Source organism: Celerinatantimonas sediminis (assembly GCF_046054195.1).
Taxonomy (GTDB): domain Bacteria; phylum Pseudomonadota; class Gammaproteobacteria; order Enterobacterales; family Celerinatantimonadaceae; genus Celerinatantimonas.
Window position 1 is genome coordinate 231,412 of sequence record NZ_JBEQCS010000001.1, and the last position, 14,142, is coordinate 245,553.

Consider the following 14,142-nt stretch of genomic DNA (forward strand, 5'->3'; position numbering starts at 1 on the left):
ATCTTTATATCATGATCTAAATCATGGATTTAGATCTCCTTTAAGGAGATTCTGTCAGAACGGCTGGTTATTTTTTAGCTAATGAATCAGCCGTTTTCCATTTAGCGTTTATCACTAGTGGTATTAAATAAGCGCAACAGTCTATTTTATCTTGTTGTTCTGTCGTTGGGATCTTTCCCATTTTTCTTCCTGTGTGACGAAATGAAACCCCTTTCAATGATTTCACGATTAGAAGGGAGGTAAATAGACTATGGAACAAGCAAAACAGCAGTACCGTTGCTATGCAACGGGTCTGGGATTTTTTGTTCGGATTCCCGTGAATGCGCCTCATGAAGAGCCAGAAGAACCTGAACCTCAACAGGCTAAAGCTTGAATTTCCCCCCGGTATATGTCCGGGGGTTTTTATTTGTGTTTTTGACCCTATATTACTTATAGGTTGAGTCAATGGATGTACAAGAAAAATTCGATTTTCAACTGTTCATCTTAGACGCTATAGTAAACACCAATTTAAAGAAATACTAATTTGAATGTTACAAGGAGTTCATTATGCATGTTGTGATTTTTGGACGTCCTGGCTGTCCTTATTGTACTCGAGCAAAACAACTTGCTGAGCAACTCTCAAACAGCCAAGATGATTTTAACTATCGTTATGTTGATATTTACGAAGAAGGGATCTCTAAAGCTGACTTGTCAAAATCTGTCGGTAAAGAAGTAGAAACGGTTCCTCAGGTGTTTGTCGACAAACAACCGATTGGTGGTTGTACCGAATTTGAAGCAATGATGCGCGACACGTTTGAACTCTAATCGCTCGTTGCTTACATATGTTGTGTTGTTGGGGCTGATGAGAATCAGCCCTTTTTTGTCGCTGTCATTTAACGGCTAGCTTGGGTTGTTAAGCTCGTTTTCAATTAGCTCAAGCCACTGATGAAGTCGCTGGTGAATATTTTGTTGGAGATGCTGAAATTGTCGCAGCCAGAGCATATCCGGTAATTTTTGCACGCTGACACACTGTTTAAAATAGTGGCAGGCTTGAATGAGCTGTGTTGCTTGAAGCTGCTCACCATTGCCAAGCAGTTCACTTAGACGCTTCTCAATTGCAGGCCAGTTCTCATCAACAATAGCGGCGTTGAGTTGATCCCACAGGTATGAGTGTTGTTTTAAAAAAGTGATAGCCTCACTTCGAAATGAGTAGGGGCGATGCTTGAGCCAGTCGCTGGCTTCAGCTAAATCAGCCAGCCCTAATTCTGTGCTGTTTTCGCGCCAGATCTGCCAATTGCGAAAGTGCTGTTCATAGCGATGCAGTAAGATGTCGATAGCATCATTTTGCAGCGGTTTAGTCAGTACATCATTGACCCCGGCACTGAGCATTTCACTGCGAGTGTCGCTATAGGCATCTGCTGTGCAGCCAATAATCAAAGCATAACATTCCGGTGCTTTCATGCGGCGAATCTGCCGGGTGGCGTCAATGCCATCAATCTCGGGCATGTGGTTATCCATTAAAATCACCGGATAACTTCGCGTCTGCATCGTTTCTAAGGCCTGTGCGCCATTCATCACCAGCGCGCATTGAAATCCACGTTTAGCAAAAAACGCTTTAATAATCATCCCATTGGTTCGGTTATCTTCGGCGATGAGTAACGGCAGTTGGTTGGCTTTAAATTGACTGGCTGCAATTTTCTGTGGTTCGAGTGATGAAGTGGTTGGTTTGACCTGTAAAATCGCCGTAAATATCGCTCCTTGGCCAGGTTTACTACGCAGGCGAATATCGCCGCCCATCGCCTGACAGAGCTGGCGAACAATCGCAAGCCCCAGCCCTGAACCGCCGTAGAGCCGAGTGGTGGATGATTCTGCTTGGGTAAAGGCTTCAAAGATTTGTTCCTGGCGTTTGGGTTCAATACCAATGCCGGAGTCTTTAATGCGGATCACTAAATATAACTGCTGGTGGCTGTAGAGATCCTTAAGGGTCAGTTCGACAAAACCTTGCTGGGTAAATTTCATTGAGTTGCTCACCAAATTTAAAATGATTTGGCGAATGCGTGAGCGGTCAGCAATTATATTAGGTTCTTTGAGCTTGGTTTTAAGTCTAAATTCAATGCCTTGTTGTTTGGCTAGTGCAGCATAAGTACTTCTGACGCCATCGATGACTTCAGTCAGTGAGAATGGTGCTGATTCGAGCTGCAACTGCTGGGCATCGATTTTTGAGAAATCCAGAATATCATTTAGAAGCACCATCATGTGCTGGCCCGAGTGATACAAATCATCAAGATAATGGCGCTGTTGCTCGTTGAGTTCAGTTTGTTCTAATAATTGAGCTATCCCTAATACGCCATTCATTGGGGTGCGGATCTCATGGCTCATCTGCGCGAGGAATCGTAATTTAGCATTGTTGGCATCTTTGGCTCGGCTGAGCGCTTGGCGCAGAGACTCTTCTAAGTGGCGTTGCTCGGTAATATCACGTTGAACCGCGATAAAGCTTTCTAATTTTCCTTCGCTGTTGAGCACGGGGGTGATATCGATATCGACCCAATAACTTTGCCCATCTTTTCGATAATTGAGTACTTCGGTGCGAATGCTTTGCTGTGTGGCTAGCGCCTCACCAATCCGCTGGCGAGTTTGAAAATCGCTATCAGGGCCTTGCAAAAGAGTTCCTGGATGTTTGCCTAATACCTCTTGAGAGTTGTAGCCAGTCAGGTTGGTAAATGCTGGGTTGACCCAAGTGACTAGGCCCCGCTTATCGCAGATGACTATCGCATCGTGCGCATGTTGGGCAACCTGCGCTAAGCGTTTGGCCTCCGCTTCTCTTTCTACTAATAATTGGCTGTGCTGAGCAAGTTGCTCTCGGTTGCGAGTGAGCTCTTGAAATGGTCGAACCAGTAATCGCTGCCCTAGTAGATAAATTAATATCAGTGCTAAAACGGCACTGATAGCTAGCATTGAGCCCAAACGGTAGAGCAGGTTATTGCGCTGCGCGATACGCGCATGAGTGCTCACCGCGTAATTCATAATAAGATCTGAGTATCCCAGTGGGATCTCATAGACTTGCCAGAGGTTGCGATCGCGTGGGAACAGGTCGATACCAGCCGATGGCTGACTCAACCCAATCCAACGATTATGGCTAGAGGTAATCGTTGAGAAGAAATAGGCTAGATTAAAATCAAGCTTGGCAACCATCACCCCCATGATGCGTTGCTGGGCAACGACCGGTAAATAAAGGGTAAAAAATTGATGCTGGTTGCGTTGTACCAGCTGCAAGATAACATCACTGGGCGAGCCGGTGAGGATTCGCCCAACAACTTTCATAACCTTACTTTTCGGCAGATCAAGCTGATTAATAATTGCCTGACTATGGCTATCAAAAAGTGCCAATTGGGCTTTTTGCGTAAAAATTTGGGCCTGAGCAAGCTGATTGGTTAAAGCCTGAGTATCTACTTTTTGGTCGCTACTGACCGCACGGATAACATCCGATAGCGAGGTTATCCGCCGATATGCAATTTCTTGGTCATTAATATATTGAAGCAGGTAACTTTTTGCAGTTTGTAGTTCGACCTGAATCGTTTCTTTTTGGATCTGGGCGACGACTTTGACGCTCTGGCGATAAATCACAACACCACCAACCCCACCCATAAGCAGGGCGCTTAGGCTGATGTAGAGTATAAATAACTTACGTGTCGATAAATTTTTTAGTTGCCACACGTCACAGGTCCTTTATCGGCGCAGAGGCGAGGATGCCGTTAAAGTACTGGTCCGCGTCAGTTTTGTCTAGCATTCGGCGCGCTTTGTGCAAACATCGCCAAGATCCAGTCTAGAACTACCGATGAGTCAACTTCAGTATTCAAACTTTGTTTCGCTTTGTTATATTGAGCGGCTGTTAAAAATGGCTGACGTTTTTCCAGTAATACCTCAGTATAGCTTTCAACAAACTCGGGGTGGCCTTGAACGGTAAATATATGTGATTGTTTAGCCAGCATAAATACCGGGCAGAAATCACTACTGGCAATGACTTGGCAATTCGGCGGACAATTTTGCACTTGGTCTTGATGTGACACCCAAAGTTTAAGCTGCGCTGGTACTTTGTTTAGCCAGTCAGGGCGATGTTGAACCTGTACGGTGGTGCTACCAAGACCCCAGCCTTTTTCTGACTTTTTAACCTCAGCCCCCAAGGCTCTGGCGATTAATTGATGACCAAAACAGATGCCAGCCACATGTTTTTCTAAGTTATCCGCTTCTCGTACCCATTGCATCAGCTCGACAATCCAAGGGTCGTTATCATAACTGTTATGGCGACTACCGGTAATAATGTAACCGTCAAAGTCCTCTTTATCATCAGGCAGTTGCCGATGCAGCGCATCAAACTGGGTGAACTTAAGGCCTTCTTTACGAGCGCTTAATGTGGTGACAAACATGTCGCCATATTCACCATATTTTTTGACTAAATCACTGTCGACTTCGTCGCAATTTAAAATCGCAATTTTCATTCTGAACTCCATTCACACACTGCACGCCACTATTTTTTTACCAATGGTTTGGTAATTGATTTCTGGCGTGTGAAAAATCGTTGTCCATCTGGACCACAAACGCCCAATGGGCCAAATAATGATTGCTTCCAGCCACTGATACTTTGATCTGCCGCTGGCTCAGCTAATGCAACATTGAGCCCGACGTTACCGGTTTCAACTCGCTGACAAAAGTCTGTTGCTAATTGCTCTGTGTTAGTAAAGATAGCACTGCTATTGGCAAATGGGTGGCTATTAATCACCGATAGTGCTTGTTCGTAGCTGTGTTCTCGCATGATTAAGATGATAGGCCCTAAGATCTCTTCGCGATAGATGCGCATTTGCGACGATACCTGGTCAAACAAGCTGCCACCGACAAAATAACCTGTTTCGTAGTTGAGTTCGCGACCATCCACCAGCAGTTGTGCGCCATCTTTCTCGCCTTGTTCAATGTAGCCACGCACTTTTAGTAGCTGCGCTTCGCTTATCAATGGGCCCATGTCATTCTCTGGTTGGGCATTGCCGGGGCCGATTTTAAGCGCCTGAATCCGTGGTATGAGCCGCTCTATTAACGCATCGGCAATCGCATCACTGGTCGTTACAACCACGGATGCCGCCATGCAATTTTGACCACTCATGCTAAAGGCTGCGTTCATCAGTTCATCACTGACCAGTTGTAAGTCGGCATCATCTGCAACTAGCAGATGATTTTTAGCGCTTCCTAGAGCTTGAACCCGTTTACCCGCATCGCTGGCTTTGCGATAGACTGTTTTGGCTATGTGTGTCGAGCCAATAAAACTAACCGCCATTACTTGCGGATGCGAAATTAACGCATCGACCACTTCTTTGTCGCCCTGAATCACTTGAAAAAGGCCATCGGGTAAACCGGCTTGTTGCAGTAGTTCGGCAAATTTTAAAGCGATGGATGGGGTGCGCTCAGATGGCTTTAAGATAAAACTGTTGCCACAACACAGCGCGATAGGAAACAGCCAAAGCGCAGACAATGCGGGTATTAGGCTGGTTGTGATTCCAACGCACACTCCCAATGGTTGGGCATAAGGTTTGCTGTTTTGTGCTTGGGCAGACCAGTTGCAAGTTTGCATTAAGGCGCTTAATGAGCCTATCACTTCCAGCGCTTTGGTGAGTTCTAGCTCTGCCTGAGAGCGAGGTTTGCCATGTTCTTGGACGATGAGCTCGCTGCATTGTGCTAAGTTTTGCTTAAGTAATTGGCCAAACTGTTCGAGCACCGCGAGGCGCTCTTTGAGCGCAACTTTGGCCCACGCTTTTTGACTATGAGCACTAATCTCTGCCGCCCCATTGGCCTCAGCTGCGCTACTTAAATCAACCTCGGCACAAAGTTCACCGGTGGCCGGATTGTAAATTGTGCCAAATCGTCCGCTGTTACTGGGTTGGTGCTGGCCATTGACAAAATTATGCAGCTGCTGAGTCATGATGATTCCTGAGTCGTTTCTGGCGCATAATGGCTTGGCATCACACGCTATCAATGCATTGATCGAATGCTCTTATTCTTACCACGGACAGAGCGGCGAAACAATCTGGCAGATGCGAAATACTCAGGGTTGCATGTCACTTACGCGTTGGTATTAATGGCTGCCAACTGATGCATGATTCCTGTGTTGCCACCATCAAATTTAAGAAAGCGTAGTTGCGGATGCCCAGCAAGATGCTCCTGCTGCTGTCCACCTCGGAGTAATTGTTGATGAAAAACATTAAGTTGCTGCGGCAAATCAATGCCGAATTTGGTGGCAAGTCGTTGCATCTCTGCCGGAGCTTTACTGGCAAATTTCTGGGTATTGAAGTTACCACTGTCGATAGCGGCAATCATCTGTTTGACGTAGTTCTGAACTTGCTTATTGCCTTTGAGATGCTCGAGTAGCTGACCCATTTGAGCCCCGTGCTGCGGCGCTTTAACAGGCTTTGGCGCTGCCATCGGCGCGATTGTTGCGCTTGTTTGAGAGGTGCTTGTTTGGGCGGCTTTATTTTGAGTTTTGTCGCTGGTGTCGGCTAAAACGTGGGGTTGTTGGTAAGCTTGGATCTGCATAACAAGTCATCGTATTTATGAATAATAAATGACTAAGAGCAAGTCCAGTGCCAGATTGTGAATCTATATTCGCTTTGCGCTTTTTTAGCGATGAGTAGAGCTATGAGCGCCGTGAAAAACGCGCTTTAAGTCGCTTAAACTGCATGCGAGCCATCAGAGCTACAATAAAAACTGCAGCCATGGTAAATAAGGTGATGGTTAAGGCAAACTTGATGATTTGACAGACTATGAGAATGACCAACAACAATAAGGCATAGTAACCAAACTTTTTCGTCATACGACTCTCTTTTGGGATGGGTTTATACCATCTTTATTTTTAAGTTTATTGATAGGGTTGGCATCATCGCGATTACTGATAGGGATGTCAACCGCTATAGGCAAGTGTTTCAATAGGTTGGCTAAAAAATGAACAGGCCAGAGAATGCTCTGGCCCAAATCAGACAAGTTAGGCTTTATTGCCAGTGGCACTCAGTACATGCAATAGCTCGCAGCCAATCGTTGCGGCTGCCAGAGCGGTGACTTCACTGGTATCATAGGCAGGGGCAACTTCCACCACATCCATTCCGACCAAGTTAATCCCAACCAGCTGGCGTAAAATACTCAGCACTTTGTGAGTGGATAGACCGCCACAAACCGGTGTCCCGGTTCCTGGGGCAAAGGCAGGGTCTAAGCAGTCGATATCAAAACTGAGATAGACTGGAAGATTGCCAACCCGTTTGACGATTTGCTGAACTATATCGCTTGTTGATAGCTCATTGGCTTGAGCACCATCAATGACGGCAAACGGATGATTGGCTCGGTTATAAGCGGTGCGAATGCCAATCTGAATTGAGTGCGCGGGGTCAATCAGCCCTTCATTCGGCGCATGATAAAACATCGTGCCGTGGTCATAGCGACTCCCTTGTGAATAGGTATCAGTATGAGCATCAAAGTGAATGAGCGCCATTTTGCCGTAATGAGCTGCGTGAGCTCGAAGCAGTGGCAAAGTCACAAAGTGATCGCCACCAAAGCTCAGTTGAAACTTGTTGTTTTGCGCAAGTTCTAAGCTGTAATCGCTCAGACGCTGGCAAAATTGTGCGGCATCCCCAGTGTCAAACACCAGATCGCCTGCATCTACGACATTGAGCTGGTCAAATAGGCAAAATGACCAAGGCCAACGAGGTTCTTCCCAAGCCAGGTGTACCGATGCCTGACGAATAGCGCTAGGGCCCTGCCGAGATCCACTGCGTCCAGAGGTTGCCAAATCAAAAGGCAAGCCGGTAATGACCACATCGGCATCGCTCTTTTGTGGCTTAAAGTTAAGTTCCCGACGCATAAAGCCAAAGGCATTTGAATACAGGGAATAATCGGTAAAATTAGCAAGCGTTGCCATGAATAATCCTTATGAACAACAATCGGTTATGTTACAGCTCCCGGACTGCCAACGGGGTCTGATGACTATCCAGAAAATAATTAAAATCAACTTTGTAACCACATTCAAGTGGTAACTGGCATTCGCCCAGCAACAGGTAATCGCTCTTGTCTGGAACATGGGGCTTGGCGTTAAAGCCAATGCAATCCCATGCTCGAGGCTGCAGTTTATTTAAAAGATGTTCGACAATAAAATGGTACTCACCACTTAAATCAAGGCTCGTTTCAAAACTAACATAAGAGCTACATTGCTGCGGCGTAATATGAATGGTTGCGTAGTGATCGTCTTTGATCAGGTTAACGGAATACCCAAATGGTTCAAATAGATAATCATCGAACATAAACCCATCAAGCAGTTCATCGAGTGCTAAAAATTCACGGATGGATTCAATGGAGCTTGGGTTGAGCAACGTTTTAGCCGCTTGTTCACTAATGTGATACATCAACAGTTCACCGGTGATATCGTGGCTGGGCGGGCGATAATCCGGGTGAGCATAATGGAACAAAAAGTGATGATGGGTATCGAGATAACCCAACTGGTGCGCCTTGATGTCTAAGAGTGTCCGAAATTTCTTTAAATCATCGTTAACCGTGGTTCGCTGACGATGCGGTAGATATTCGTTTTTACGCTGGTAACTGACAAAATCCAGGCTCTGTTGGCCTCGGTCACGGATAAAATGCGCTGCAGCATCCACCAGCGTGGTGGTGCCACAGGTTAACATTAAAAAACGGTTGTCCCAGACAAACAAACTGGATTCACTGAGCAAATAGGCATCGCATTGATCATTGGACATCGAGCAGAGAATGTCTGCTCGAGCTTTGGTCACGACCTGTTGCCAGTATTGCTGCCCGAGAGAGCGCAGCGATTCGCTCTTCGGGCGCATGACAATTTCCAGTTTTTTTTCCGATCCTTCAAAAAATAACATAGCCACTCCGGTTAAAAGTCTTCTAAGTAGGTATAACCACGCACGCCTGCTTCAAGCTCTGCCAAAATGGCGCGTTGCTGGGATTTATCAATATGTTTGCGAACCAGTTCGCGATACGTGCGAACAAAACTATCGCTGCTTAAATTCACATAACTTAAGACATCTTCAACGGTGTCTCCGGGAGTTATCTGTTCGATAACCATGTCACCAGTTGGTGATAAAGTGACCACCGCTGAGTCGGTGTCGCCGAATAGATTATGTAAATCGCCCAAAATTTCCTGATAGGCGCCAACCAAGAAAAAGCCCATCATATAAGGTTGCTGAGGGTCCCAAGCTGGAACTGGCATGGTTGGTTCAACACCCATTTCATCGACATACTGCTCAACTGCGCCATCACTGTCACAGGTGATATCTAATAACACTGCTCGATTTTGTTCTAAGCGGTTCAGATGCGAGAGTGGCAGGATTGGAAATACCTGATCAATCCCCCAGGCATCTGGAATTGACTGGAACAATGAGAAGTTAATGAAATATTTATCCGCCAAGCGCTCACGCAGCTCATCTAAGATAACCTGATGACGACGGTTGTTTTCATTTAAGCGCGCTTGCAACTCATAACAGATCCGCAAGTTAAGCTGTTCGCCCCAAGCTCTCTGGCGCAAGCTCAATAGTCCAAGATTAAATTGAGTGTGTACTTCGAGCAGATCGTTTTGGGTATCGTGATAAATCTCAACCAACGCCTTTTGATCGTTACGCAGATTCAGCTCTTGCCAGGTTTCCCACATATTGGTTAGCAGCTGTGGCGCTTCCTCACCTGGGGATTGAATCTCTGCGGGTTGATAACGCTCTGTTCCTAAAACTTCGGTAATCAATACCGCGTGGTGGGCGCTTAATGAGCGACCCGATTCAGAAATCAAGCGCGGTACGGGTTGTTCGTATTGTGAGCAAATATCACCGACGCAATACACAATGTTATTGGCGTATTCCATCAGTCCATAGTTCATAGAACTGCTGGTTTGCGAGCGAGAGCCATCATAATCAACCGCCAGACCGCCACCGACATCCACGCAATCGACTGATGCACCCAATGAGCGCAGTTCACAATAAAAGCGAGCCGCTTCGCTAACGCCTTGGCGAACATCGCGAATATTGGCAATCTGTGAGCCCAGATGAAAATGCAGAAGTTGCAGGCTTTCGAGCATGTTTTTCTTAGCGAGCACGTCGATAACTTCTAAAACTTGTGATGCAGCCAACCCAAATTTCGATTTATCACCGCCGCTGGATTGCCATTTACCTTTACCTTGTGAGGCAAGACGAGCACGTAGCCCTAAACGCGGCGTTACTTTGAGCTTGCGAGCTTCGGTGAGCACCATATCCAGCTCAGAGAGTTTTTCCAGCACGATATACACTTGGTGACCGAGTTTTTCACCGATCAGAGCCAGGCGAATATATTCGCGGTCTTTATAGCCGTTACAAATAATGACAGAACTTGCCTGTTGCGCCATGGCAAGTACCGCCATTAATTCTGGCTTACTGCCTGCTTCAAGTCCTAACTGACGATTCTGCTTAGCCGCCTGACTGCGCAGAATTTCCTCAACAACGCTGCACTGCTGATTGACCTTAATCGGATAGACAGCCAAGTAGCTGTTATCGTACTGATAGTTGTCAATAGCCTGATTAAAGGCATGACACAGCGTATCCACGCGATCGTGGAGAATTTGTGGAAAACGTACTAAAGCTGGCAGTGATACGCCCTGACGGGTGAGTTCATCGGCGAGGGTTTCCAAGGCGATATTATTCTCACTCTGATGTCGGTTCGGGCAAACAACAACCTGTCCTTGTTCGTTGATATCAAAATACCCTTGGCTCCAATAAGCCGTGTTGTAGAGTTGGCGACTTTGCTGCGCACTCCAGTTAGGGTCTTTAACCACAGGTCTAATCCTTCTTAAAAATGAGTCTATTGAGTGGCCAGTTCATCAAGCAGGTAGCGAGGCAGCGCAAAGCTTGCTTGATGGATTTGTGGCGTGTAATAACGTGTTGTCAGTTGTGCTTGGTTAAATCGTTGGCGCAACGTATTAAGGTCGACTTCACGCAGTTGTGGGTCATCACTGGCCCAGGCAAACGTCATCATGCCGCCAACATAGGTCGGAATGGCAGCGTTATAAAAAGTACTGTCACAAAAGCTTAAATTCAGCCGTTTCGCAGTGGTTATGACTTCACTTGGCTGCATAAATGGCACGCCATTTTGCGCAACAAAAATCCCACCGGGATTCAGGGCGCTTTGGCAATTGCTGTAAAATTCACTAGCAAATAACACTTCACCAGGACCTACCGGGTCGGTGCAATCAGAGATAATCACGTCGAATTTTTCGCCGCAATTACCCACAAACTTAGCGCCATCATCAATCACTAAATTGACTCGAGGGTCGTCATAAGCACCATTGCTGTGATGAGGCAGATAAGTGCGGCACATATCAACTACTGATTGGTCAATTTCAACCATTGTGATGGCTTCAACTTCAGGATGTTTGACGACTTCTCTGAGCATGGCGCCATCGCCCCCGCCGATGATTAATACGCGGCGCGGATTTGAATGGGCAAACAGAGGAACGTGAGTGAGCATTTCATGGTAAATAAACTCATCTTTTTCAGTAGTCTGGATTATTCCATCAAGCGCCATCACCCGGCCAAAGGTTGGGTTTGAGAAAATGATCAAATGCCATTGATCGGTTTTTTGCTCAAACAAAATATCGTCAATATCAAAAAATTGTCCATAGCCATGATGGAGCGTCTCAAAATAACGAGATGTCATAGAAGGTTCCTAGTTTTTAGATAAACATCATCTCTGCCGGTAGGCAGTGACTTTATTAAGCATAGTCAGTATGCAAATTAACTAAATACAATACTGGCCAATGCACTAAGAGCGCTTAAGGCAAATAGAGGAAGAAAAAAAGAGGTAGGAGTTATATCCAGGCATGCCAAGTAATTTGGCAAAGGGTGAAGAAGTGGTTTTTGTACCATTGAATTAATCATCTGTTTGTAACCTTTCATTATCCCGTGTGGCCAGTAATGACACACACGGCTCATGCCTTGAGAACCATAAAAACCTTGTGTATTTATTCCATATAAAATGCTTGTTAAGCGTTGCGATTAAACACTACAAGCCAATGATGAGCAACCGATAATTTAGTGATTTTTAGTTAAATTTTGGTCAGTTATTCAGCCATCTATTCCTTTTTGATCTAAAAAATGAAGTCGCTATATCTTAGTGATTGCCAGTGGCTTTTCTTAGTGAAAAATCATCCATGTAATCAAGTTGTAATTAGCGGTTACGTAAGAGGTGCAAGGGCTGGTAAATCTCTGGGTCGTGGACTGTTTATATTGAGTTATTAGCGTTTAATCTTTGGGCAAGTTGGCTAAAAGTGGACTAATTTTATTGAGGCAATATGCACTTATTTGCGCTTTGCTCAGTAAACCTAATGGTTGGTAAGGGATTTTTTTACAACACGGAGTCGTTTTTTATGATCTCGGCCTTGTTTTATCGTTTGCGGTTAACGTCACTGATCGCCCTGTTTAATATTATTTTGGTGGTGCTGCTTATCGTCTGTGGCCTGTTTGCCATCAATCAATTGAGCAAGCGAGCTTATGATTTCGAAAAAGATTATCTGATCCGTCAGGTCTCGGTAGCTGGGAAAATGCTCGCTGCTGTTAGTGATGACCCTGTAACGTTAGAAAAAATGATGATGTCGGCTCGTTGGGGCAAAGATAACAGCGGTTATTTCTTTTTGCTTGCCTCGGATGGGCGCAAGTTGCTGGTCTATCCTGCCGATCCAAGTAAGCAAAATCAGCCAATCAGTGTGGTTAAGCTACTCGATACTAACGGGATGACCCTAAGTGACGCGGCTCGCAAAGCCAGTGAGAATGGTGAGCCGATGTTTGTCGAGTATGAGTATCAGCGCCCAGGAAGTAGCAAACTTGAGCGTAAAGCATCGTATCTTTATCCTCTTGGCGTTGGTAAAGCGGTGTTAGTGGGAGGATCTTATCTTGATCTGTCACGCCAGTTATCCAATGAACTGTCGATCGAAACATTCGCTGGGTTAATTTTGTGTGCGCTGTTTATCTTTATTGTGATTATGCTGCTTTCGCGGCATATCAGATTTCGACTCGGGCAGCTGCAAGGCTCTATTGAAAACCTGGCGAATGGTCAATTTACTCAACCGTGTCAATTAAACGGTAATGATGAGTTCGCACAGCTTTCAACTTATCTGCAAAACTGCCAGCAGAAACTAGGTCAAGCGATTAAAACTCAGATGCATATGAGTGAGCAGGTGAGTGTCGCCGCGGCGCAAATTGACCAGCGCTTAAATATCACCAATGAGAGTGTTACTCAGCTTCTTAATGAGGTCGAACAATTAGGCAGCGCGATGGAACAGATGGTAGCCAGTGTGCAGCAGGTACATGTTTCTACAGAAGAAACCTCTCAGCAATCAGATCAAACGCGGCGCGATAGCGAAACGGGCCAGACACTGATTCTGGATGGGGTGAAAAATATCTCGCAGTTGCAGGGACAACTCAGTCAAGGCAGTGATTCAGTGCAGTCAGTTAGCGATGGGGTCAGCTCAATTCAGGAGATGGTTGCAACCATTCATGGTATTTCTGAACAAACCAATTTGCTGGCGTTAAACGCTGCTATTGAAGCGGCTCGAGCAGGTGAAAGTGGCCGCGGTTTTGCGGTGGTTGCCGATGAAGTCAGAGCCTTGGCTGGGCGAACTCAGCAGGCGACCGATGATATTGAACAGCTGATCCACAAATTGCAGTCGCAAGCGCAAACAGCGGTTGATGGCAGTCAAAAAGGCATTGAAGTTGGCCAACAATGTAACGATGCGGTAAGCCAAGCTGGGGAGCAATTTCGCTCAATTTTACAAAGTATCAGCGATTTAAATGACAGAAACAACTCAATTGCGACGGCAACAGCAGAGCAGAGCACGGTGACCCAATCGATGAGTGAAAATGTTAACTCATCATTGCACCGGTTGCAGATTATCGATGAGCAACTTGGCAACATTGCCAGCAACAGTGAAGGGCTTAAATCACAGGCTCATGAGCTCGATCAGATGTTATCTCAATTTAAAGTCTGAGCGGTTTATCAAGCGCCCTATGGCTGCGTGAATACATTAAGTGAATTGAATACAAAATCCGATATCAAGGGCGATATCGGATTTGGTGGTTATTGATTGTCAGCGTTCTAAAT

The 14,142-nt window shown here is 45.8% G+C and carries 12 protein-coding genes; 3 read left to right on the forward strand and 9 right to left on the reverse strand.

Going from position 1 to position 14,142, the window contains the following annotated elements:
• Window positions 1-250 precede the first annotated feature (250 nt).
• Window positions 251-373, forward strand: a complete 123-nt coding sequence (locus tag ABTQ23_RS01065; RefSeq protein WP_408613769.1) for a hypothetical protein — start codon at window positions 251-253, stop codon at window positions 371-373.
• 173 nt (window positions 374-546) lie between these two features.
• Window positions 547-804, forward strand: a complete 258-nt coding sequence (locus tag ABTQ23_RS01070; RefSeq protein ID WP_408613770.1) for a GrxA family glutaredoxin — start codon at window positions 547-549, stop codon at window positions 802-804.
• Window positions 805-879: 75 nt separating this feature from the next.
• On the opposite strand, the gene ABTQ23_RS01075 is transcribed toward ABTQ23_RS01070, so the two are convergent.
• The 9 genes from ABTQ23_RS01075 to speE all read right to left on the reverse strand — a co-directional run bounded on the left by ABTQ23_RS01075 (window position 880) and on the right by speE (window position 11,703).
• Window positions 880-3,693 (reverse strand): hybrid sensor histidine kinase/response regulator, encoded by a 2,814-nt coding sequence (locus tag ABTQ23_RS01075; protein ID WP_408613771.1) that lies wholly within the window; start codon window positions 3,691-3,693, stop codon window positions 880-882.
• 56 nt (window positions 3,694-3,749) lie between these two features.
• The gene (locus tag ABTQ23_RS01080; protein WP_408613772.1) at window positions 3,750-4,475 is read right to left on the reverse strand and encodes a glutamine amidotransferase-related protein; all 726 of its coding nucleotides are present in this window, start codon (window positions 4,473-4,475) and stop codon (window positions 3,750-3,752) included.
• A gap of 29 nt (window positions 4,476-4,504) precedes the next feature.
• Window positions 4,505-5,944 (reverse strand): aldehyde dehydrogenase family protein, encoded by a 1,440-nt coding sequence (locus tag ABTQ23_RS01085; protein ID WP_408613773.1) that lies wholly within the window; start codon window positions 5,942-5,944, stop codon window positions 4,505-4,507.
• 140 nt (window positions 5,945-6,084) lie between these two features.
• Window positions 6,085-6,555 (reverse strand): hypothetical protein, encoded by a 471-nt coding sequence (locus ABTQ23_RS01090; RefSeq protein ID WP_408613774.1) that lies wholly within the window; start codon window positions 6,553-6,555, stop codon window positions 6,085-6,087.
• A 100-nt stretch (window positions 6,556-6,655) separates the two neighbouring features.
• The gene (locus ABTQ23_RS01095) at window positions 6,656-6,832 is read right to left on the reverse strand and encodes a hypothetical protein (RefSeq protein ID WP_408613775.1); all 177 of its coding nucleotides are present in this window, start codon (window positions 6,830-6,832) and stop codon (window positions 6,656-6,658) included.
• 168 nt (window positions 6,833-7,000) lie between these two features.
• The gene (speB, locus tag ABTQ23_RS01100) at window positions 7,001-7,927 is read right to left on the reverse strand and encodes an agmatinase (RefSeq protein ID WP_408613776.1); all 927 of its coding nucleotides are present in this window, start codon (window positions 7,925-7,927) and stop codon (window positions 7,001-7,003) included.
• Between the two features lie 31 nt (window positions 7,928-7,958).
• Window positions 7,959-8,891 carry an adenosylmethionine decarboxylase gene (locus tag ABTQ23_RS01105; protein ID WP_408613777.1) on the reverse strand — a complete coding sequence of 311 codons (933 nt, stop codon included), beginning with the start codon at window positions 8,889-8,891 and terminating at the stop codon, window positions 7,959-7,961.
• Between the two features lie 11 nt (window positions 8,892-8,902).
• A complete protein-coding gene (gene speA / locus ABTQ23_RS01110) occupies window positions 8,903-10,822 on the reverse strand; it encodes a biosynthetic arginine decarboxylase (protein ID WP_408613778.1) in 1,920 nt (639 codons plus the stop codon).
• Window positions 10,823-10,848: 26 nt separating this feature from the next.
• Complete coding sequence (gene speE, locus ABTQ23_RS01115; RefSeq protein WP_408613779.1) at window positions 10,849-11,703, reverse strand: polyamine aminopropyltransferase; 855 nt, start codon at window positions 11,701-11,703, stop codon at window positions 10,849-10,851.
• A 709-nt stretch (window positions 11,704-12,412) separates the two neighbouring features.
• Between speE and ABTQ23_RS01120 the strand changes: the two genes are divergently transcribed.
• On the forward strand, window positions 12,413-14,029 hold the full coding sequence (locus ABTQ23_RS01120; RefSeq protein ID WP_408613780.1) for a methyl-accepting chemotaxis protein: 1,617 nt from the start codon (window positions 12,413-12,415) through the stop codon (window positions 14,027-14,029).
• The last annotated feature ends 113 nt before the right edge of the window (window positions 14,030-14,142 follow it).

Bases quoted from the DNA above. Each gene is read 5' to 3' on its own strand.
- ABTQ23_RS01065 (WP_408613769.1), top strand. From the start codon at position 251: ATGGAACAAGCAAAACAGCAGTACCGTTGCTATGCAACGGGTCTGGGA.
- ABTQ23_RS01070 (WP_408613770.1), top strand. From the start codon at position 547: ATGCATGTTGTGATTTTTGGACGTCCTGGCTGTCCTTATTGTACTCGA.
- ABTQ23_RS01080 (WP_408613772.1), bottom strand. From the start codon at position 4,475: ATGAAAATTGCGATTTTAAATTGCGACGAAGTCGACAGTGATTTAGTC.
- ABTQ23_RS01085 (WP_408613773.1), bottom strand. From the start codon at position 5,944: ATGACTCAGCAGCTGCATAATTTTGTCAATGGCCAGCACCAACCCAGT.
- ABTQ23_RS01090 (WP_408613774.1), bottom strand. From the start codon at position 6,555: ATGCAGATCCAAGCTTACCAACAACCCCACGTTTTAGCCGACACCAGC.
- ABTQ23_RS01095 (WP_408613775.1), bottom strand. From the start codon at position 6,832: ATGACGAAAAAGTTTGGTTACTATGCCTTATTGTTGTTGGTCATTCTC.
- speB (WP_408613776.1), bottom strand. From the start codon at position 7,927: ATGGCAACGCTTGCTAATTTTACCGATTATTCCCTGTATTCAAATGCC.
- ABTQ23_RS01105 (WP_408613777.1), bottom strand. From the start codon at position 8,891: ATGTTATTTTTTGAAGGATCGGAAAAAAAACTGGAAATTGTCATGCGC.
- speE (WP_408613779.1), bottom strand. From the start codon at position 11,703: ATGACATCTCGTTATTTTGAGACGCTCCATCATGGCTATGGACAATTT.
- ABTQ23_RS01120 (WP_408613780.1), top strand. From the start codon at position 12,413: ATGATCTCGGCCTTGTTTTATCGTTTGCGGTTAACGTCACTGATCGCC.